Raw genomic sequence first — 21,308 nt, 5'->3', positions numbered from 1 at the left:
AACTGTAATATCCGAATCAAATTTGCGGTCGTGATTTTTTCGGTTGCTGGGTGACTTCGAGCGTTAACAAATCGAGAAAAAAAAAGTTATAAACACCCTGTTTATTTTTGGCTTCCGAAGTTATTAAATGAAAGTGCAATCGTTTTCTCAAAAAAATTTATTTACTTTCAGGTAAGTTTCATCCTTTGACCCTACCTAAGCCTCTGATGAAAAATTACAAAGCATATTCTGATGAAGGATTGCTGAAGCTTTTGAGACAACAAGAGCTTGGAGCTTTCGAAGAGATCTACTTGCGTTATTGGAAAAAGCTTTATTCGGCCGCCTTTAAAAGAGTTCAATCAAGGGAAATTGCAGAAGAAATTGTTCAGGACATTTTCACTTCCCTTTGGATGAAGCGCGAAATCCTTGAGATTGAAATATTGTCCGCCTATCTGTTTACTGCCGTTAAGTATAAAATTATCAATCACCTGGAAAAAGAAATGTCCCGAAAGATATATTCGGAAACGCAGCTGCAAATTTCGAAATCACCTTTTGATAATTCAACGGAGGAAACTGTATTACTAAATGAATTAAATTTGGCTTTGGAAAAAGAAATTGAAAAACTTCCACCAAAGCGTCAACAAATCTTCAAAATGAGTCGGCAGGAGCATCTATCCATCAAACAAGTTGCATCTCATTTAGGCATTTCAGAAAAAACTGCAGAAAATCAATTGGGCAAAGCGCTTAAAGTGCTAAAGGTGAATTTGAAACACTTTAACTTTTTCACGATCACCGTTACGTTATTAGCGTGTTGACCGCTGCATAACAACTTCCCGGTACAAGTAACGATCTTTCGCTGTCATTCGACGGCTACTGCCATGTTTGTAAAAATTCTTTACCAGTGAAAAAATCCGGGCAACAGAGTGGGGGTAAATTACGACTTACCTGACTATCCTATAACCCGAAGTCAAAGTTTACTTTAAATCAAACTTGACTTTATAAAAACCGGCCTATGAAGAAAGAGATTTTACCTGACCTCTTGAAAAAATATTTAAGAGGAGAAGCTACGTCTGAAGAAGCAGCTTTGGTAGATGAATGGTATTTGTCGCTTCAGGAAAATCCCGATGACATAACGCTGCTTGATCCGTTGGAATTGGACATCGTTCAAAACAAAATTTTAGATCGGATCAAATCAAACATAGAATTGCCGGTCAGCGAACCTGTTCGCCGCGCGGTTCACAAGTCTTTCTTTTTAAGGACACCTTTCAAGTTAGCTGCAGCCGTTTCCGCCATAGCTGTAATTGGCCTTGGGGCAATCTTTTTCAACCAAAAAAGATTGCCCTCCTCAAGCGTCTATACTGTCGCCATCAATAGCTCTCACAAGCAAACGGTTAACGATACAAAAGCTATTCGAAGAGTCAGGTTGGAGGATGGCACGGTGATCGCACTTCAACCTCAAAGCAGTATCCAATACCCCGAAAAGTTTTCAAAATCAGAACGTACTGTACTGCTAAGAGGAGAAGCATTTTTTGACGTAGCAAAAGATAAGAGCAGACCTTTTCTCATCACTGCTGCCGATGTAACAGTTAAAGTGCTTGGGACTAGCTTTAATGTGATGGCGTATGATGGTGCCAAAGAAATCAGCGTAGCTGTTAAAACCGGAAAAGTTTCTGTGTCAGCAAAAGGAAAAAATCCCAGCCTCATACAAAATACATCAGGCAAAGAAGTAATTCTGACGCCAAACCAGGAAGCTGTTTACAACACAACAGAAGAAAACTTTCTCACTAAATTAGTGGACAAGCCGGTCATTGTGTTAGAAAAACCCACTCTCTTTGAGACACAATACGATGGGGCACCCGTTGTAAAAATCTTAAATGTGCTGGAAGAAAATTATGGTATCGACATTCAGTTTGATCCTGAAGCGCTCTCGAATTGTATTCTCACAACGTCAATGGCGGAAGAAGGACTGTATGAACGTATTCAAATTATTTGTAGAGCGATCGGAGCGGAGTATGAAATTAACGACACGAGAATTTTTATTAAAAGCGATGGTTGTCGCTAGTATGAATGAAGTAACAAATTAAAAAATAAGGCCTATGCGATAAGAAATTTTTACACACCCCACATATGAAAAAGGCCGGCGATGCTGCTACATCACCGGCCCGTCATGCCAGGATGATTCATCCGAGGCACCTAGTTTTTGCCCTATTAACAAACAAAAACAATCAAAATTATGAAGAATAAACCTAAACCTATTCGAAATGCCCTGCTATTCTTTATGAAAATAACCCTGATACAGATCTTGATGATGTGCGTATTTGTGATGCTGGGATATGCTATAGATACTAGCGGCCAAGAAGTATTAGAACGCAAAATTACCCTGCAAACCCAAAATGCAGAGGTAAAGAATATTTTAATAGAGATTGAAAAGAAGAGCGATGTAAAGTTTACCTACCGTCCACGGTTAATCAAGGACCTTAACCGGATGACGCTAAACTTGGTAGAAACGCCTTTAGCTGATGTTTTAACTACCGTTTTAGGAACCCAATTGGGCTACGATATCATTGGAAAACAGATCGTGTTAAAGGAAATAACCCCACGGGATGAGGAAACCAACGAAACAAACATTGCCCCCTCCGGCGTTGCGCAAACTGTAAGTGGAACCGTAACCGACGAATCCGATGCGCCCCTTCCGGGTGTTAACGTCCTGGTGAAAGGAAGTACCGTAGGTACTACTACCGACACGAATGGAAAATTCACCCTCGAGGTGCCGGATGAAAACAGCATTCTAGTTTTCAGTTTCATTGGTTATCAGAGCCAGGAAATACAAGTTGGCAACCAGACAACTGTAAATGTTAAGATGGCCATGGATGTGCAATCTTTGCAGGAAGTGGTGGTCGTAGGATACGGTGAACAAAAGAAGACAACTATCACCGGCGCGGTGACTTCGGTTAAAAGTGATGTGATCTCACAGGCACCTGTTGCCAATCTTTCAAATGCGCTAACCGGACGTCTGCCCGGCACAATTTTTATAAACAGATCGGGCGAGCCAGGGAATGATGCCTCACAAATCAGAGTTCGGGGAACAAACACGACGGGAAATCCTTCTGCATTGATTGTCATTGATGGCATTGCGAATAGAACCGGTGGTCTAGATCGGCTCAATCCTGCTGACATTGAAAGTATCACCATCCTGAAAGATGGTTCGGCGGCAATTTATGGAGCACAAGCCGCGAATGGCGTAATCCTGGTTACAACGAAAAGAGGAAAGGAAGGAAAGCCGCAAATTGGTTTTAACTACAACTTAGGGTTTAACCGACCTACCCGTTTGCCCGAGGTAACCGATGCGGCGACGTATGCCACTATGCTAAATGAAATTGATGAATATCGGGGAAATGCACCTCGTTATTCGGATGAGGATATTCAAAAGTATAGAGATGGATCAGATCCTTGGCGATATCCAAATACTGACTGGTATGATGCTGTGATTAAGCCTGTCGCATTACAAGATATGGCCACGCTAACTGTATCAGGCGGCTCTGAACAAGTGAAATATTACGTTTCACTCGGAACGCTAAGTGAAGATGGGGTATATCGAAATAGTGGAACAAAGTATAAGCAATACAATTTTCGCTCTAACATCGATGCAAAAATTAACGATTACTTTTCGCTTTCAGTAGACTTGTCTGGCAGACAGGAGCAACGTACGTATCCCACAAGGGCCGCTAGCACCATATTTCGAATGTTGATTAGGGGGAAACCTAACTTGCCTGCCTATTGGCCAAACGGATTACCGGGACCGGATATTGAAAATGGTGATAACCCTGTAGTAATCAGTACACCGGCCACTGGTTATGTTAATGATGTGAACAGTGTGTTTCAAAGCAACCTCAAGGGTAAATTTGATGTACCCGGGGTGAAAGGCTTGAACCTTACTTTTAATTTGGCCTTGGATGAATCATTCCGCCCCATAAAAAGGTTCCGGACACCATGGTACTTATATACATGGGACTATGATAGCGTTGACACTAACGGAGAACCAGTATTGCTACGCTCGCAACGGGGTCTCAACACGCCCGAGCTGCAAGAAGAATTTGAAAGGACCTCGGGGATGACCACCAATGCATATATAAATTATACCAAAGAGTTTGGAATCCATTCTTTAGGGTTGATGGTGGGAACAGAGAAACAAGTACTTAAAGGAAATCAGTTTCAAGCTTTTAGAAATGCATTCATCTCTACAGCTGTTGATGAATTGTTTGCTGGAACGAGAAATCTGAGTACAAATGCCTCCAACGGAACCATTACCGATGGTAAATTATATAAACGAACCAGGCTAAATTATTTTGGACGGATTAATTATGGCTTACATGAAAAATACCTTCTTGAAATGGTTTGGCGATATGATGCCTCCTATATTTTCCCTGAAAATGCGCGATGGGGCTTCTTCCCAGGTGTGTCCGCTGGATGGGTTATATCTGAGGAAAATTTTATGCAAGATGCATCGTTTGTAGATCGGCTTAAAATCAGAGGTTCATGGGGACAATTGGGAAATGATAGAATGCACCCGACGAACGTTTACTATGACGAGTTCCAATTTGCCAACAATTTTGGATTTGGCGATGGATACATTTTTGACTACACAACATTGACCACGTCCATCACGCCCACCACTTTTCCTGTCGCGAATCCTGACATCACCTGGGAAGTTGCAAACAACAGCAACATTGGGTTAGAGGGTATGTTATTCGGTGGAAAAATATCATTCGAGCTGGATTATTTTAATAACATAAGATCAAAGATGCTCATCCGCCGCAACGCGTCAATTCCAACAACAGCCGGATTTGACCCTCCGCGCGAAAACATTGGAAAGCTTCGGAATCGCGGTTTTGATTTCTTAGTAAGTTATGCAGGGCAAGTAGGAGAATTGAACTTTCAAGTGGGCGTCAACGGAGGATATTCCAAAAACAAAGTAATTTTTATGGATGAGCCTGCTACAAATTTCCCTTGGCAAATGAGAACGGGCAGACCTTATAATAATCCAGATGTACTCGATGGCTTATTGATGTACAAGGCAATTGGAGTATTCAAAGATGATGCAGCGGTGAACGCTTATCCTCATTGGTCTGGCGCCCAACCCGGCGACATAATTTTTGAAGATGTCAACGGAGACGGACAAATAAATTCAAACGACAAAATACGTTTGGAAAACAATACGATCCCAAGATTTCAAGGAGGATTTACCTTGGACGTTCAGTACAAGAATTTTGACTTTAACCTTCTATTCCAGGGGGCAGCAGGTGCACGTTCTTATATTAGAACGCAATCTGGAGATTTTGGAAATTACCTCCAGGATTTTGCCGACGGGAGATGGACATCTGAAAACCCCAGTTCGGAAAAACCACGAACCTTCAATAGAGAGGATGAATACTGGATTTCCCAAGCCAATACATATTGGTTCAGAAACACGGACTATATCCGTTTGAAGAATATCCAGTTGGGCTACACTTTCCCATCAGAGCTGGTCAACAAAATTGGACTCGGAACGGCACGCCTATACGTCAATGCCATTAATCTTCTGACATTTGACAGTTTTAAGGTTTTTGATCCGGAAACTGATAATCAGGACGGTACTGTTTATCCGCAAAAGAAGACTTTTAACGTAGGTGTTAATCTAACCTTCTAACTGATCAACCTATGAAAAATATCATAAAATACATCATTGCTATTATATTTATTCTGAATGCCACCTCATGTAATACCGACTTTCTCAACCCCGAACCAGAAGATCGATTTGGGGAGGCTGCTGTCTGGAAGGATCCAGCCTTGGTGGAGGCATTCGTGAATGAAATGTATCGGGGACTAAATCATGGGCTTAGAGAACTCATGCTTGGCTCTTTGGCCGATGAATCTCAATTCATTCATAACTATGGGTCGGCGCAGGTGGTTCAATCAAATCTAACATCTGCAGATGTTGGTTCTTTTTCGCGAGGGGACTTTGACGAATTCAATTGGACCGTCCTCTATCGAAGAATTAGACAGGTTAATCTTTTTAAAGAAAAAATTGAGGAGGTGCCATTTGTTGAAACATCCTGGAAAGATCGCCTTGAAGGTGAGGTCCATTTTTTGAATGCATATTTTTATCATAACCTAGTTCGACTTTACGGAGGTGTTCCTTTGGTTACAAAAGCCTACCAATTAAAGGATGAGTTTAATATTCCAAGGAGCTCGTTACAGGAGTGTATACAATACATCGTAAGCGAATGCGATTTGGCCGCTTCGTTGCTACCGCTGACTTATCCATCAGGTGAGGGAGACATCGGTAGAGCTACACGTGGTGCTGCATTGGCGTTAAAGGCTCGCATTCTTCTTTACGCCGCTAGCGATCTGTACAATGATCCTACTTGGGCAGGGTCGTTTGCTAATCCAGAGCTTATATCAACTACCGGAGCAAGAGCGGAAAAGTGGCAGGCTGCGAAGGAGGCTGCAAAAGCAGTGATTGATCTAGGTATATACAGCCTACAAAACACAGGTAGTCCAGTAAAGGATTATACCGACCTATTTTTGATTAAAGACAGTAAGGAAGCAATATTCAGTCGCTTTTTTATTAAGAGTCGTGGCTGGGAAGATGGTGCACTTCCCGGATTAGCGAATGGCCCCAACGGCTACCATAACTGGGGTGGAAATACACCGATACAAGAGCTTGTCGATGACTATGAGATGGTAGATGGCACCAAGTTCGACTGGAATAATCCAACACATGCAAATGCTCCGTATGAAAATAGAGATCCCAGATTTGCTGCAAGTATTTTGTATGATCAGGCTCCATGGAGACCTAGACCAAGCGACGTTAAAGATATTGACCCTGACGGGAAAATAATAATTCGCTCTGTAGAAACAGCTCCCGGTGTTTGGACGCCTGGATTGGACACGCGAGACGGACCTATCGAAGATTGGAATGGTGGCTATTCTGGATATTATCTTAGAAAATTTATTGATCCGACAGTGGTGCATGAGTACGCAGCTGCAGGGGGAAATCAAGAGGCACCATGGCATTTTTTACGATACGGTGAAATCCTCTTAAATTATGCTGAAGCATGCATCGAACTCAATGAAGATGACGAAGCAAAGCTCTACCTAAATATGTTACGTGAAAGAGCCGGAATGCCGGACATTACTGAAACAGGCACGGCACTTAAAGATCGATATCGAAACGAAAGGCGAATCGAACTTGCCTTTGAACAACACAGGTATTTTGATATTCGACGCTGGATGATTGCGCCTCAGGCGATGGGAAGGAATGCAAACGGAATTGTGATTGAAGATCCCCTTGCAGGACCTGTGGAATATTCTCTTAATAAAGTTCAGGATAGAAAGTGGGAGAATAAAATGTATTTTCTCCCCATAAGTTTGGAAGAAATTAACCGTAACAGTGAGTTAATACAGAATCCTTTATATTAACCGTTAAGCTGATCTTAAAGCCATCTGGAAAAACCAGGTGGCTTTTTTTATCTCAATAATTGAGCATGCTTAGTAGAATTTTTTTGATTTTGATTATAATCATTCTCTTCGCGAATTGTTCCGAAGATAAAAATACTTTATTCAAACTGGTTCCACCGGAACATTCCGGGATCAACTTTGTAAATAGTGTTGAAGAAAAAGATTCCATCAACATCCTGACAGTGCAATACATGTACCACGGTGGGGCTGTAGCCATTGGTGACTTTAACAACGATAACCTCAGTGATATTTTTTTTAGCGGCAACATGGTGCCCAACCGGCTGTATCTGAACAGAGGAGGATTGAAATTTGAAGATGTTTCAGAGATAGCAGGAATTGGTGCACAGGGGAAATGGAACTCAGGTGTCGCCTTGGCCGATGTCAACGAAGATGGGATGCTGGATATTTATGTATGTGCTACCATTGATGAGGACTCAGCGAAAAGAGCAAATACGCTCTTTATCAATAAAGGTATCGATGCTCAAGGCATTCCCGTTTTTAAAGATGAAGCAACCAAGTTTGGTGTAGCTGATACTGGTTATAGCCAAAACGCGGCGTTCTTTGACTACGATAAAGATGGAGATCTTGACCTATATGTATTGACAAATCTTGAGAGCGACAAAATTCCAAGCAACTATAGGTCTCGCATTATGGATGGTACCGCACTTAATAACGATCGCTTATACCGGAATAATGGGAATGGCTCTTTTACGGATGTCACCCTAGAAGCAGGGATTTTGATCGAGGGATATGGTTTAGGACTAGGCATTGCTGATATCAATGGGGATGGATGGCCAGATATTTACATTGGAAATGATTATGTGTCTAACGATGTGTTGTATATCAACAATCGCGATGGAACATTTACAAATGAAATTAAAGACCGACTGAAGCATCAATCGTTATTCTCCATGGGCATTGATATTGCCGATGTGAATAATGACCGGTTTCTCGACATCATAACGCTGGATATGCTTCCCGAAAATAACCTTCGGAGAAAAACGGTATCGGGTGCAGGTGCAACCTACTTTACGTATATCAACAACGTTGAGTACGGTTATGAATTTCAGTACATGCGTAACATGCTGCATGCAAACAATGGCGACGGAACATTCAGTGAAATCGGCCAAATGGCGGGCATTCATCAAACAGAATGGAGTTGGTCGTCGCTATTCATGGATGTTGATAATGACGGACACCGTGATCTGTTAATAACGAACGGATTTCCCAAAGATGTGACTGACAAAGACTATGTGATGTTCAAGCGCGAAGTGGGAGCTTTCAATAACCACAGATCTTTAATTGACTCTATTCCAGTTTTAAAAGTATCGAACTACGCGTTCCAAAATCACGGCAATTTTTCTTTCAAAGATCAAACCAAAGCGTGGGGAATGTACACACCGTCGTTTTCAAATGGTGCTGCGTTTGCTGACCTGGATAATGATGGCGATTTGGACTACGTTGTCAATAACATCAATGATGTATCGTTTCTATATGAAAATACGTTGTATCATGGCGATGACTCAAAATCACAAAATAATTATTTGAGAATCCGTTTGGCAGGAGATCTTAAAAACAAATCAGGTCTCGGTGCAAAAGTGACTTTAAATTATAACAGTACAACGCAGTTTCAGGATCATTCTATTTATCGCGGATATTTATCTACTGTGGAAGATGTAATGCATTTTGGTGTAGGAACCAATACTTCTGTTGACACAATCACAGTCCAGTGGCCTAATGGAAATTGTCAGACTTTATACAATGTAAATGCAAATCAAGTCTTGACCATCAATCATAAAGATGCGCAGCCTCTTGAAGACAATGATCATGGGGCCGCTCCAAACGTGTTGGTAAAAGAAATTTCAAAGAGCATTGGAATTAAATATAAACATCAGGAGTGGGATAAAATCGATTTCTACAGACAACGAACACTTCCACATAAATTTTCCCAAGCGGGCCCCAGCATTGCTATTGGTGATGTAAATGGAGACAAGCTTGAGGATTTTATTGTAGGTGGTTCCTCCCTGTTTAACGCCACCCAGTTTATTCAAAATAAAAATGGGATCTTCATCGCTTCACCGATCGTGAAGACCACGGAAAATAAATCGGAGGATGAGGGAATGTTGCTGTTCGACGCTGACAATGATCACGATCTTGATTTATATGTTGTAAGCGGAAGCTACGAAGGTGAAGCAGGCGAGCAACGTTATGAAGACAGATTTTATGCCAACGATGGTAACGGCAAATTTAAATTAGATTCAAAGGCGTTGCCATCCACTATAGCAAGTGGTTCTTGCGTACGTGCAAGTGATTTCGATGCCGATGGTGATCTTGATTTGTTTGTTGGTGGAAGGGTAGTAGCCGGATCTTATCCAGTGTCGCCAGAAAGTTATTTGCTAAGGAATGACCAGGGTAAATTTACCGACGTTACCGATGCAAGCGCGCCCGGCTTAAAACGTGCTGGAATGGTTACTGATGCGCTATGGACCGATTTTAACAACGACGGTAAGACCGACTTAATTGTTGTTGGCGAATTTATGCCCATCACATTTTTTAAAAATATTGACGGCACGTTGCAATACATTGAAAATTCGAGCTTAGAAAATTATAAGGGTTGGTGGAACAGCATCACAGGTGCCGATTTTGATAAAGATGGCGACACAGACTACATGGTTGGTAATCTTGGAATGAATAATTATTATCGTATTTCCGAAAAACAACCGCTACGGGTATACGCAAAAGACTTTGACGATAACGGAAGTATGGACGCTATTCTAAGTTGCTATTTCAAATCTGAAGCGGGTGGTATGCAAGAATTTCCCGTTCACTTTTGGGACGAACTCAATGGTCAAAGTCCAAAATTCAGAAATCAATTTAGTAGCTATAAGCAATACGGGGCAACATCAATGGAGGATTTGCTGAAACCGTATGACACCACGGGAATGCGGGTTTTGGTAGCAAATTATTCCCAAACAAGTTATGTAGAGAATACCGGCAATGGGAAATTTTTGATGAAGCCTTTACCTAAAGCAGCTCAAGTCTCGCCGGTAAACGGCGTGACCGTGACGGATATAAATTCAGATGGAAATCTCGACGTGTTGATGATTGGAAATGATTATGGCAATGAGGTTTTTTCCGGGAGGTATGATGCGGGAACTGGGCTGATATTTCTTGGCAACGGGAAAGGTGACTTTGTCACGACGCCATTCTTAAAAAGTGGTTTTAAAGTTGACGGTGACGCGAAGGCCCTTGGGCGAATTAGAAACGGATCGGGGCAGGAGTTAATCATTGCAACCCAGAACCAGGATAGCGTTAAAGTTTTTGTCTCTGAGAAAAAGCCTTCTCGTTTTTTTGAGCCTTTGCCTTTGGAAAGCTGGGGAGAATTCTACCACGATTTTGGTAAAAAGGAAAAGGTTGAGTTTTATTATGGTTCCGGCTACCTTACTCAATCAACACGAAGTGTAAATGTCCCCCCTTCCGTGACGAAGATTTTAGTCTATGACAATAATGGGCATCATCGCAGTTTGGAATTTAATCAATTGGCAATTGCTGTTAATCGGTAGTTGCTTTACGTGAACAAATGAAAGTCGTCTTGAAGTTTTCAATCCTAATTTTTATTGCAATTGTCGGCGTTATATTTTTTCAGTGCACATCGGACAAGAAACAATTTACTGAGCTCTTCGCAGAACAAACTGGACTGAATTTTCGCAATGATATCGAGGAGACCCAACACACTAATATCCTGACCTACGAGTACACCTACAACGGTGCGGGTATTGCTGCTGGCGATATCAATAACGATGGATTAACCGACTTATATTTTTCAGGTAATTCAGTGTCCAATAAACTTTATCTTAATAAGGGGGCTTGGAAATTTGAAGACGTTACTGCAACTACAAAAACCGAAGGTAGAAAGGGTTGGAAGACAGGTGTGACAATGGCGGACATCAACGGCGACGGTTGGCTTGATATTTATGTATGTTATTCCGGGAATGCACCGGGCGAAGGCTATAATCTACCGATCGTCAAAGACTATCCTGGAAGAGCAAATCAATTGTTCATCAACAATCGTTGTGAGCCAGGAGGTGTGCCTACGTTCACTGAACGCGCTAAAGAATATGGGCTGGATGCCATCGGGATTTTTTCTACGCAGGCATATTTTTTTGACTACGATTTGGATAATGACCTGGACATGTTTCTGGTAAACCACGCGAACATGTTTTATACCGCATTCTTTAACACGCGCCGGCTTCGGAACTTAAGGCATCCCTACTTTGGAAATAAACTATTCCGTAATGACTCGCGTATTGGGACCACCGAAATTAAGTTTACAGAGGTGAGCGAAAAAGCCGGTTTCCATGGCAGCGGGTTAAATTTTGGACTCAGCGCTGCGATTAGCGATTTGAATTTTGACAATTGGCCCGACATCTATGTGACCAATGATTATGAAGAACAGGATTTCTGTTACATCAATAACCGTGACGGAACCTTTAAGGAAGTATCTCACAAACTGTTCGGCCATTTATCGAAGTTTGGAATGGGTTCCGACATCGCTGACATGAACAACGACGGCCTTCAGGAAATCCTCGTGCTTGACATGCTGCCGGAAGATAACTACAGGCAAAAACTGTTGAAAGGGCCTGATGAATACGACCGCTATAAGCTGGCGGTCGATAGTGGATATCACCACCAGTATATGCGCAATACGCTGCAATTAAACCGTGGCTTTGCGGACGATTCATTGCCTAGGTTCAGTGAGGTCGGTCAGTTGGCGGGTGTATCTAATACAGATTGGAGTTGGTCCCCGTTTTTTGTTGATATTGATAGCGATGGGCTAAAGGACATCTTTGTAACAAACGGGTATCTCAGGGACTTTACGAATCTCGATTTCATGAAATATACAAGCACTGTCTACAATGAAGCAAAAGTTGCTAACAAAACAGTAGACTATCTGAATCTGATTCAACAATTGCCGGTGACACGGTTGAACAATTACCTGTATAAAAATAAAAATGGAATTGAATTTGAAAATATGTCTGAACAATGGGGACTCACCCAACGACATGTTTCTAACGGTGCAATTTATGCAGATCTCGATAATGATGGCGATCATGATTTAGTGACCAACAATTTAAATGATCAAATCACGGTGTTAAGGAATAACCAAAATGAAATTCAAAAGAATAGTTTTATAAAAATTAAATTGAAGGGGCGAGTACCGAACACATTTGGTGTAGGCGCTAAAATTTATGTTACCACAGATTCTGCAGAGATTTTTCAGGAAGCATTTTTTACAAGAGGATATGCATCTAGCGTGGCGCCGGATCTAACCATTGGTATCGGTAGATCTTCAAGACTCAAAGCCATAAAAGTTATCTGGCCCGATGGTTCACAATCCATCGTGACCGACGCATCGCCAAATCAAACCATCATCATTGATCAGGGGAAGTCTGAATCGGTTGGGAAAAAGACTAGGGCCGTACCTGACCCGGTTGTCTTGAATGATGTCACCAAAAATTCCGGACTGGATTTTAAACATGTCGAAAACAAATTTATAGATTTTAAAATGCAACGGTTGCTCTACTATCAGCTTTCCCAACTTGGTGGTACACTTGCAACAGGAGATGTGAATAAGGATGGTAGTGATGACATTTTTCTAGGTGGTGCTTCAGGACAGGCGTCGCGACTTTTTCTTGGTCATGATGATGGAACTTTTACGCCGGCCGAATCTCAGCCATGGGAACAAGAAGTTGCATTTGAAGATGTTAATGCGCTTTTCTTTGATGCAGATGGAGATGAAGACCAGGATTTGTATATCGTCAGTGGGGGCAGTGAGTTTATTGCAGGTGCTCCGCTTTACCAAGACCGATTGTATGCCAATGATGGAAAAGGAAATTTTAGCAAAGCAACAAATGCAATCCCTCAAGAAACTTCAAGTGGTAGCTGCGTGACTGCCGCTGATTTTGATAAGGATGGCGACCTTGATTTATTTGTTGGAGGAAGGCACGTTCCGGCAAAATATGCAGTCATTCCTACCAGTTTTATTCTTCAAAACGACTCTAAAAATGGAGTTATTAAGTTTTCGAATGTGACCAATAAAATCAACCCGGACATCGGTAATGTCGGAATGGTTACAGCCTCTGTTTGGACAGACTTCAACAACGACTCCTGGCCAGACTTGATTGTTGTCGGGGAATGGATGCCCATCCGGATTTTTAAAAACGAAAAGGGAAAATTGATTGAACAAAAAGATTTGATCAATACGGACAAGACTCACGGTTGGTGGTGCAGCATATATCCGGCTGATATAGACAATGATGGTGATATGGATTATTTTTTAGGCAATGCAGGAACAAATTTGCAATTCAAAGCTTCTGAAAAAGAACCTGTTCAACTTAATGTCGGCGACTTTAACCAGGATGGAACACTTGATCCTCTCCTTTCTTACTTCATCAAAGGGACCAGCTATCCATTGGCTAGTCGTGACGAAGTGCTGGACCAAATTAGTTCTCTTCGTAAAAAATTTATCAAATATGAGGATTACGCCAAGGCTACTGTTGATGATATTGCTTCAAAAGAGCAGCTTGGGAAATCGTATAAATTCAATGCTTATGTACTTAAATCTTGCTGGTTAGAAAATGTGGGAGGAAAATTCACATTAAAGCCGTTACCACTTTTAGCGCAATTGTCAAGCATCAATGGATTTATACATGAAGATTTTGATGGAGATGGAAAAAAAGAGTTGTTAGTGGCCGGTAATTTTTTTCCATTTAAACCGCAACTAGGAAGAAGTGATGCATCCACTGGAATATTGCTTGCTTATAGAAATGGAAATATCGTTGCAGCGACAAATTCATCACGTTCTAATGTTTGGTTGACAGGTGATATCCGTGACATGGCTTTGCTGAATTTCAAGACTGGAAAAAAGCGAGTAATCATATCCCGAAATAATGATCGTGCGGGCTTGTTTGATTTTGTCAAGCATTGAGGAGGAGTTCTTTCGTTTAAAAGTAAGCTGCGCTATGTAAGTGCCACATTTAACTATGTATTCACTTTTCGTGTATGTAGTCGCCGTTGCTCCCTTCCCTGATCCTGCAGTAATTAAATCCAATAAAATTCAATCAAACAGGATGTGAATTAAAATTCAAAATGCGATTTTAGTATCTTAAATGTGTGAACATTAACATTTCTCAAAAAATGAAAAATCAAAACCAGTCTTCAACCCGCCGCAGCGCCTTGAAAAAAATGGTCGGTTCTACTGCAGTAGCGCTGGCAGGTGTCTCATTATCACATCGCCTGAGTGCGGCCGAATCCGTGCTGGAAGAAAAGCTTAAAGGCAAGATCAACCACTCCGTATGTCGCTGGTGTTACAAGGATATTCCTTTAGAGGATTTATGCAAAGCTGCAAACCAGATTGGACTTGCATCGATTGAGCTAACGGGTCCTGAAGAATGGCCGGTCTTAAAAAAATATGGTCTTACATCAGCCCTCCCGTGGGGTGCCGGAAAAGGAATTGAAGACGGATTCAACAACCCAAGCCTTCATGATGAATTGATTAAAAGTTATTCTGAAGTTATTCCAAAGGCAGCCGCTGCCGGGTTAACTCAAATCATCTGCTTCTCGGGAAACAGAAGGGGTTTAGACGATGAAAAAGGGATTGAGAATTGTGCCATTGGACTCAAAAAATTGATGCCTATTGCAGAAAAGCATAAAGTTACCGTGGTGATGGAGCTGCTGAATAGTAAAGTAAACCACAAGGACTATCAGTGCGATCACACCGCATGGGGAGCAGCGTTGTGTGATAAAGTAGGATCTGACCGATTCAAGTTATTGTATGATATCTATCACATGCAAATTATGGAAGGTGATGTAATTGCAACGATAAAGAAATATCAACAGTATATTTCCCACTATCATACCGGCGGCGTTCCAGGTCGCAACGAAATTGATGAGACGCAGGAATTGAATTATCCTGCGATTATGAAGGCGATTGTAGAAACCGGCTTCAAGGGATATGTTGCACAAGAATTCATTCCCAAACGCGAAGATAAAATTGCGTCTTTGAAACAAGGGGTGCAGATCTGTGATGTATAATTAAATTATTTACTTCCTTTTTCGGACCACCACGGTAAGGGTAGTTCCAGATCTTTCACCGAAGGAATAATCATATCGGGTCTAAACGCATAGTGATTGAGGTCTTCCTTTCTGGAAACGCCAGATAAAACCAGGATGGTTTTGTAACCCATTTGTACGCCGCCCTGAATATCAGTATCCATCGTATCGCCGATGACCGTAGTATCAGCGGTTTCCAGGCCAATGAATTTGCGAGCAGACCGCATCATGACGGGGCCAGGTTTTCCTACGACAAAAGCCTTATGGCCAGTCGCTTCTTCAATCATGGCCGTGGTTGCGGCGATTCCGAGGTTGTTCCAGCCCGTTCTTTTAGGTGACGGATCGCGATTGGTAGTGATGAACTTTGCGCCCGCAAGAATCATATCAACAGCACGTTGCACCATCTCAAGCGTAAAATTTCGACCTTCACCCAGCACAACAAAGTCCGGATCAGTTTCCACCAGCGCCAATCCATGATCATGTAGACTGCTCAGCAATCCGCCTTCCCCCAAAACGTATGCAGTACCTCGCGTACTTTGACTCGCCAAAAATTTTGCAGTAGCCATCGCGCTTGTATAAACGTGCTCTTCTGTGACTGTGATACCCAACTTTTTTAATTTTCGGACCGTTTCCAATGGAGTCCGTTGGCTATTATTCGTCATGAAAGTAAACGGGATCTTTTCCTTTATAAGCTTCGCAATAAAAGTATCTGCGCCAGGAATCATGATGTCGCCACCATAAATCACGCCGTCCATATCGATTAATAGTCCGTTTTTCATATGAATTATAAATAATTATGGATGCAATGTAAAAACAAATCAGGTAGCGATCGAAACTCCCTGCCTGTTGCATCTTTCTTTCCAATAAAATCTGCGAACCGATTATTTTCTTTGGTCTTTTCGAAAAAGAACCAGACTTTTATCTGTTAAACTAAACCAACAAGGTCCTGCTTAAGTGAAATTCAAGATCTCTACCAGAAATTGTAGTTAAACGCAACCATTATCCTTATCCTAAATCTTAAAACCCAATGCAAAAATTAGAAATTACGGACTATGTAGTCTTTCTCGTCTACTTTGTCATCGTGGCCGGCTATGGCTACTGGATTTATCAGCGAAAAAAGAAATCTCAAGCTGACTCAAAAGACTTTTTTCTTGCGGAGGGATCCCTGACATGGTGGGCAATTGGCGCTTCCCTCATTGCGTCAAATATTTCTGCCGAGCAATTTATCGGTATGTCGGGTTCTGGTTTTAAGATGGGTTTGGCCATTTCAACCTATGAATGGATGGCGGCGGCGACCCTTATTATTGTCGCCATATTTTTTATTCCTGTTTATTTAAAGAATAAAATCTATACGATGCCGCAGTTTTTGAATGAGCGGTACAATGGAACTGTAGCGATGATCATGGCCGTGTTCTGGCTGTTGCTTTATATCGTCGTGAACTTAATGTCCATTCTTTATTTGGGAGCTTTAGCCATCACTGGTATTACAGGCTTCAATATCTATTTATGCATTTTCCTGCTGGCGATCTTTGCCATTTTCATTACCCTTGGCGGAATGAAAGTAATCGGGTATACCGATGTAATCCAGGTTTTCTTTTTGGTGCTGGGCGGCTTAGTTGCCACTTACATTGCTTTGAATCTTGTTTCCAAGGAAGCTGGCCAGGAAGGTATAGTTAACGGTTTCAACTTGCTGCGTGCACAAGCAGATGACCACTTTCATATGATCTTTGACCGCGACAATGCAAATTACATGGACTTGCCCGGACTCACCGTTCTTATTGGCGGTATGTGGATAACCAATCTTAATTACTGGGGATGTAATCAATATATAACCCAACGTGCGTTGGGCGCTGACTTAAAGACGGCTCGAAACGGAATTTTGTTCGCAGCATTCTTAAAACTATTGATGCCGGTAATTGTAGTACTGCCAGGTATTGCAGCGTTTGTACTCCATCAAAAGGGATACTTCGCAACGGAGATGCTGGACTCAAAAGGAGTTATCGATGTAAACAAAGCATACCCTTCGCTATTAAACTTACTTCCTGTGGGTTTAAAAGGTCTTGCTTTTGCAGCGTTGACAGCCGCCATTGTAGCATCGCTCGCCGGTAAGGCCAACAGTATCGCGACGATTTTCACGCTTGATATCTATAAGAAGGCAATTGACAAAGAGGCCAGTGAACAAAAAATGGTTTGGCTCGGGCGCCTTTCAGTTATCGTTTCCATGTTGCTTGCAGTACTTCTTTCATTGTTAGTAGGAGAGAAATTGATGGGCGAAGGAAAACAAGGTTTTCAATACATACAAGAGTACACGGGATTTGTGTCTCCCGGTATATTTGCCATGTTTATTCTCGGTTTCTTCTGGAAACGCACTACCTCCAATGCGGCGTTATTCGCAACGGTTGGTGGCTTTGTGTTCTCGCTTATCTTGAAAGTGCTACCTCAATTTGCCGATCTCTCATTCCTGGAGCCGATGAACTTTGCAAAGCTAAATGCTGAAGGTGTGTATGAAATTCCTTTTCTTGACCGAATGGGATTTGTTTTTATTTTCTGTGTAATTGGTATGAGCATTATCACGAACATTGAGAATAGGAGAGGCGTAAAACCGAACGGACTAATCGTTGAGCCAAGTATGTTCAGAATGTCGCCAGGATTTGCCGCTGGTTCTTTACTTGTGCTTGGCATAATTACCGCCCTTTACACGATCTTTTGGTAAGCTCTCATTTTATTCGTTAAGAAGCCACGGTTAATGCCGTGGCTTTTTTATTTTTAGGACATGAACCGAATCGATCGCCTGACTGCCATTCTAATCCAAATGCAAACCAAACGCATAGTGAAAGCGGAGGAAATTGCCGACAGGTTTGAGATCAGTTTACGCACCGTATACCGTGATGTAAAAGCATTGATGGAAGCAGGTGTCCCGATTGGCTCGGAGGCAGGTAAAGGATATTTTATAGTTGATGGATATCATTTACCACCTGTAATGTTTACACAGGAGGAGGGAAGCGCTATGTTATTTGCGGGAAAATTAGTGGAGAAAATGACAGATCATTCTATTCGCAAAGCATTTGAATCCGCCTTGTTGAAAATTAAAGCAGTGTTGAATGAGTCAGAAAAAGATCACCTCGAAAATCTTCAATCCTACATTGAAGTAAGGAAGGCCTGGCAGGAAGAACCTCCATTTGCGAACCATTTTTTAACAAGTATTCAAAAAGCTGCTGTCGATAAAGAAGTGATTCGAATTGAATATTCCAGCAGCTACATGGATGAGATTACATGGCGCGAAGTTGAACCTATTGGATTATTCTTTTATAGCAATGCATGGCATTTAATTGCCTGGTGCCGACTACGGTCTGGCTATCGTGATTTTCGAACCGACCGAATAAAAACACTGAAGATGACAGGTGTAAAGTTCGACCCTAGAAATTTATTATCGCTCCAGGAATACCTGGCTACCATTGTGCAGGGTAACCGGGAAATGGAAAAGGTGGAAGTGGTATTCGAGAAATCTCATGCAAAATATATAGGCACAACAAAATATGCATATGGATTCGTTTCAGAAGAGGAAGTAGGTGCCAAAGTAAAAATTACATTTCTGACCGCCCACATGAAATCGTTGTGCAAATGGTTACTGATGTTTGGAAATGGTGTTAAAATTGAATCGCCGGAAAAAGCTAAAGACATTATTTCTGGATTGTTGGAAGAGCTAAATTATCATTATCAGCAACAAACTATAGCGCAATAATTAGTGTTCGTGGATGTAACGAATTATAACGATTTTTGAACCTGGAAGCCTTTAATATTGAGTCGAAGAAGAAAGCGCCGGAAAATAAAAAATTCCTGCAGCGTCTTAAACAAAAAGATCCACGTCAGGTAGATGACGCTTTCCATACTGCCCATCATAATGTGTTTGAAGAAATAAATTGTCTTACCTGCGCCAATTGTTGCAAAACCACCAGTCCCATTTTTTATGAAAATGACATCGAGCGCATCGCTAAGTCTATGCGCATGAGGCCGGGTGATTTTATTGAAAAGTACCTGCGTATAGATGAAGATAAAGATTACGTTCTTAGATCATCTCCTTGTATCTTCTTAGATGCCGAAAATTATTGTTCAATTTATGATGTCAGGCCAAAAGCGTGCAGGGAATATCCACATACGGATCGAAAAAAAATGGTTCAGATTATGGATCTTACTTATAAGAATACATTAGTTTGTCCAGCGGTGATGGAGATGGTAGAACGGTTAAAAAAAATCTTTAAGATTTGATACATTAGCATCTACCTAAATTTTTAATCCATGCGTTTTTTTGCTTTGCTTGTTATTCTGTTTTGTTTCCTTGAATCACAGGCCCAATTAAGACTGCCCGTAATATTCGATGATCACATGGTCATCCAACAAAAGACCACTGTACCCATTTGGGGATGGGCACATCCTTCTCAAAAGTTAACAATTAACGTGAGTTGGGATACCACGACGATTAGAACGCAGGCTGACAATGGTACTTTTTGGAAAACAGCAATGAATACACCACCGGCAGGAGGACCACACACAATCACAATTAAAGCTGGCAATGATGAACTGACTTTACAGGATGTTCTTTCCGGTGAAGTATGGCTGGCATCAGGTCAATCTAATATGGAGTGGAGCATGAATGCCGCAGCAGATGGAAAGCCGATTATCGATCAGATCAACGATCCGAATATCCGCTTGTTCAATGTTCCCCGTTCCTCAGCCGGTACGTTACAGGCTAAAGGTGAGGGCGATTGGAAAGTCTGTAACAAAGAAACAGTGGACAATTTCAGTGCTGTGGCATATTTCTTTGGAAAAAAGTTAAACCAGAATCTCAATGTTCCTATTGGTCTCATTAATTCAAGTTGGGGTGGTACACCAGCGGAGGTTTGGATCTCACAAGAACTTGTAGAGGGAAACAATGAATTGCGCGAATCTGCAACAAAGCTAAAAGGCGACCAACCATGGGCGCCCGTAAAACCCGGTGTTGTTTTCAATTCTATGATTAATCCGCTATTACCGTTTCGTATTACCGGTGTGCTTTGGTATCAGGGCGAATCAAATACTGCAGCGCCGTCAACGTACAAAATTCTCATGGAGAGTTTGATAAAAGATTGGCGTAAGCAATTTCAAACCGAATTTCCTTTTTACTATGTTCAGATTGCGCCATTCAGTGGATATAGTGGCCAATCGGGTACATTACTTCGGGAGCAGCAAGTAAAGATGCTGGAGATTCCTAAGACCGGCATGGTTGTCATCTCAGATTTGGTAGATGATGTAAAAGATATTCATCCTAAGTATAAGAAAACAGTAGGCGAGAGGTTAGCAAATGTAGCGTTAGCCGATACGTATGGGCAACTTGGAATTGTTTTTCGGAGCCCCTTATACAAGTCGATGAAAGTTGAAAAGAATAAAATCAGGATAACTTTTGACCATGCAGGCACTGGATTGCAAGCAAAAGGTGGTGACTTGACGGAGTTTGTGATTGCTGGGGACGATCATAAGTTCTATCCCGCAAAAGCGAAAATAGATAAAGGCACGGTTGTGGTTTCCGCTAAAGAAGTGAAAAATCCTGTAGCTGTGCGTTTTGCGTGGAGTAATTCTTCAATGCCAAATCTATTTAGTAAAAGTGGCCTTCCCGTGCCGAATTTCAGGACAGATTCCTGGGATGACGATAAATGATGCCGATGCATAGTCTTGTTAAAGTT

The 21,308-nt window shown here is 41.7% G+C and carries 12 protein-coding genes; 11 read left to right on the top strand and 1 reads right to left on the bottom strand.

The annotated features are described in order from the left end of the window. Positions 1-206: 206 nt before the first annotated feature. The 7 genes from P2W71_RS24920 to P2W71_RS24890 all read left to right on the top strand — a co-directional run bounded on the left by P2W71_RS24920 (position 207) and on the right by P2W71_RS24890 (position 15,573). Complete coding sequence (locus tag P2W71_RS24920) at positions 207-794, top strand: RNA polymerase sigma-70 factor (RefSeq protein ID WP_276374135.1); 588 nt, start codon at positions 207-209, stop codon at positions 792-794. Positions 795-991: 197 nt separating this feature from the next. After that, positions 992-2,041 (top strand): FecR family protein, encoded by a 1,050-nt coding sequence (locus tag P2W71_RS24915; RefSeq protein WP_276374134.1) that lies wholly within the window; start codon positions 992-994, stop codon positions 2,039-2,041. 171 nt (positions 2,042-2,212) lie between these two features. Next, positions 2,213-5,665, top strand: a complete 3,453-nt coding sequence (locus tag P2W71_RS24910; RefSeq protein WP_276374133.1) for a TonB-dependent receptor — start codon at positions 2,213-2,215, stop codon at positions 5,663-5,665. 11 nt (positions 5,666-5,676) lie between these two features. Then, on the top strand, positions 5,677-7,440 hold the full coding sequence (locus P2W71_RS24905) for a RagB/SusD family nutrient uptake outer membrane protein (protein ID WP_276374132.1): 1,764 nt from the start codon (positions 5,677-5,679) through the stop codon (positions 7,438-7,440). A gap of 65 nt (positions 7,441-7,505) precedes the next feature. Beyond that, positions 7,506-11,042 carry a VCBS repeat-containing protein gene (locus tag P2W71_RS24900; RefSeq protein WP_276374131.1) on the top strand — a complete coding sequence of 1,179 codons (3,537 nt, stop codon included), beginning with the start codon at positions 7,506-7,508 and terminating at the stop codon, positions 11,040-11,042. 17 nt (positions 11,043-11,059) lie between these two features. Continuing rightward, positions 11,060-14,467 carry a VCBS repeat-containing protein gene (locus P2W71_RS24895; RefSeq protein ID WP_276374130.1) on the top strand — a complete coding sequence of 1,136 codons (3,408 nt, stop codon included), beginning with the start codon at positions 11,060-11,062 and terminating at the stop codon, positions 14,465-14,467. 209 nt (positions 14,468-14,676) lie between these two features. After that, the gene (locus tag P2W71_RS24890) at positions 14,677-15,573 is read left to right on the top strand and encodes a TIM barrel protein (protein ID WP_276374129.1); all 897 of its coding nucleotides are present in this window, start codon (positions 14,677-14,679) and stop codon (positions 15,571-15,573) included. Between the two features lie 5 nt (positions 15,574-15,578). Here P2W71_RS24890 and P2W71_RS24885 read toward each other — a convergent pair whose 3' ends face one another. Then, positions 15,579-16,370 (bottom strand): HAD-IIA family hydrolase, encoded by a 792-nt coding sequence (locus tag P2W71_RS24885; protein WP_276374128.1) that lies wholly within the window; start codon positions 16,368-16,370, stop codon positions 15,579-15,581. 248 nt (positions 16,371-16,618) lie between these two features. Here P2W71_RS24885 and P2W71_RS24880 point away from each other — a divergent pair, with 248 nt between their 5' ends. From P2W71_RS24880 to P2W71_RS24865, 4 genes are read left to right on the top strand one after another with little or no spacing between them, the layout of a single operon-like run. Continuing rightward, the gene (locus P2W71_RS24880) at positions 16,619-18,304 is read left to right on the top strand and encodes a sodium/sugar symporter (RefSeq protein WP_276374127.1); all 1,686 of its coding nucleotides are present in this window, start codon (positions 16,619-16,621) and stop codon (positions 18,302-18,304) included. A gap of 60 nt (positions 18,305-18,364) precedes the next feature. Further along, positions 18,365-19,333: a YafY family protein gene (locus tag P2W71_RS24875; protein WP_276374126.1), complete on the top strand. Its 969-nt coding sequence runs from the start codon at positions 18,365-18,367 to the stop codon at positions 19,331-19,333. 35 nt (positions 19,334-19,368) lie between these two features. Further along, positions 19,369-19,857 carry a YkgJ family cysteine cluster protein gene (locus tag P2W71_RS24870; RefSeq protein WP_276374125.1) on the top strand — a complete coding sequence of 163 codons (489 nt, stop codon included), beginning with the start codon at positions 19,369-19,371 and terminating at the stop codon, positions 19,855-19,857. 30 nt (positions 19,858-19,887) lie between these two features. Further along, positions 19,888-21,282: a sialate O-acetylesterase gene (locus P2W71_RS24865; RefSeq protein WP_276374124.1), complete on the top strand. Its 1,395-nt coding sequence runs from the start codon at positions 19,888-19,890 to the stop codon at positions 21,280-21,282. Positions 21,283-21,308: the final 26 nt, after the last annotated feature.

The sequence above is a fragment of the Chryseolinea sp. H1M3-3 genome (assembly GCF_029360725.1).
Lineage (GTDB): Bacteria > Bacteroidota > Bacteroidia > Cytophagales > Cyclobacteriaceae > Chryseolinea.
This window is presented reverse-complemented; position numbering and strand designations above follow the sequence as displayed.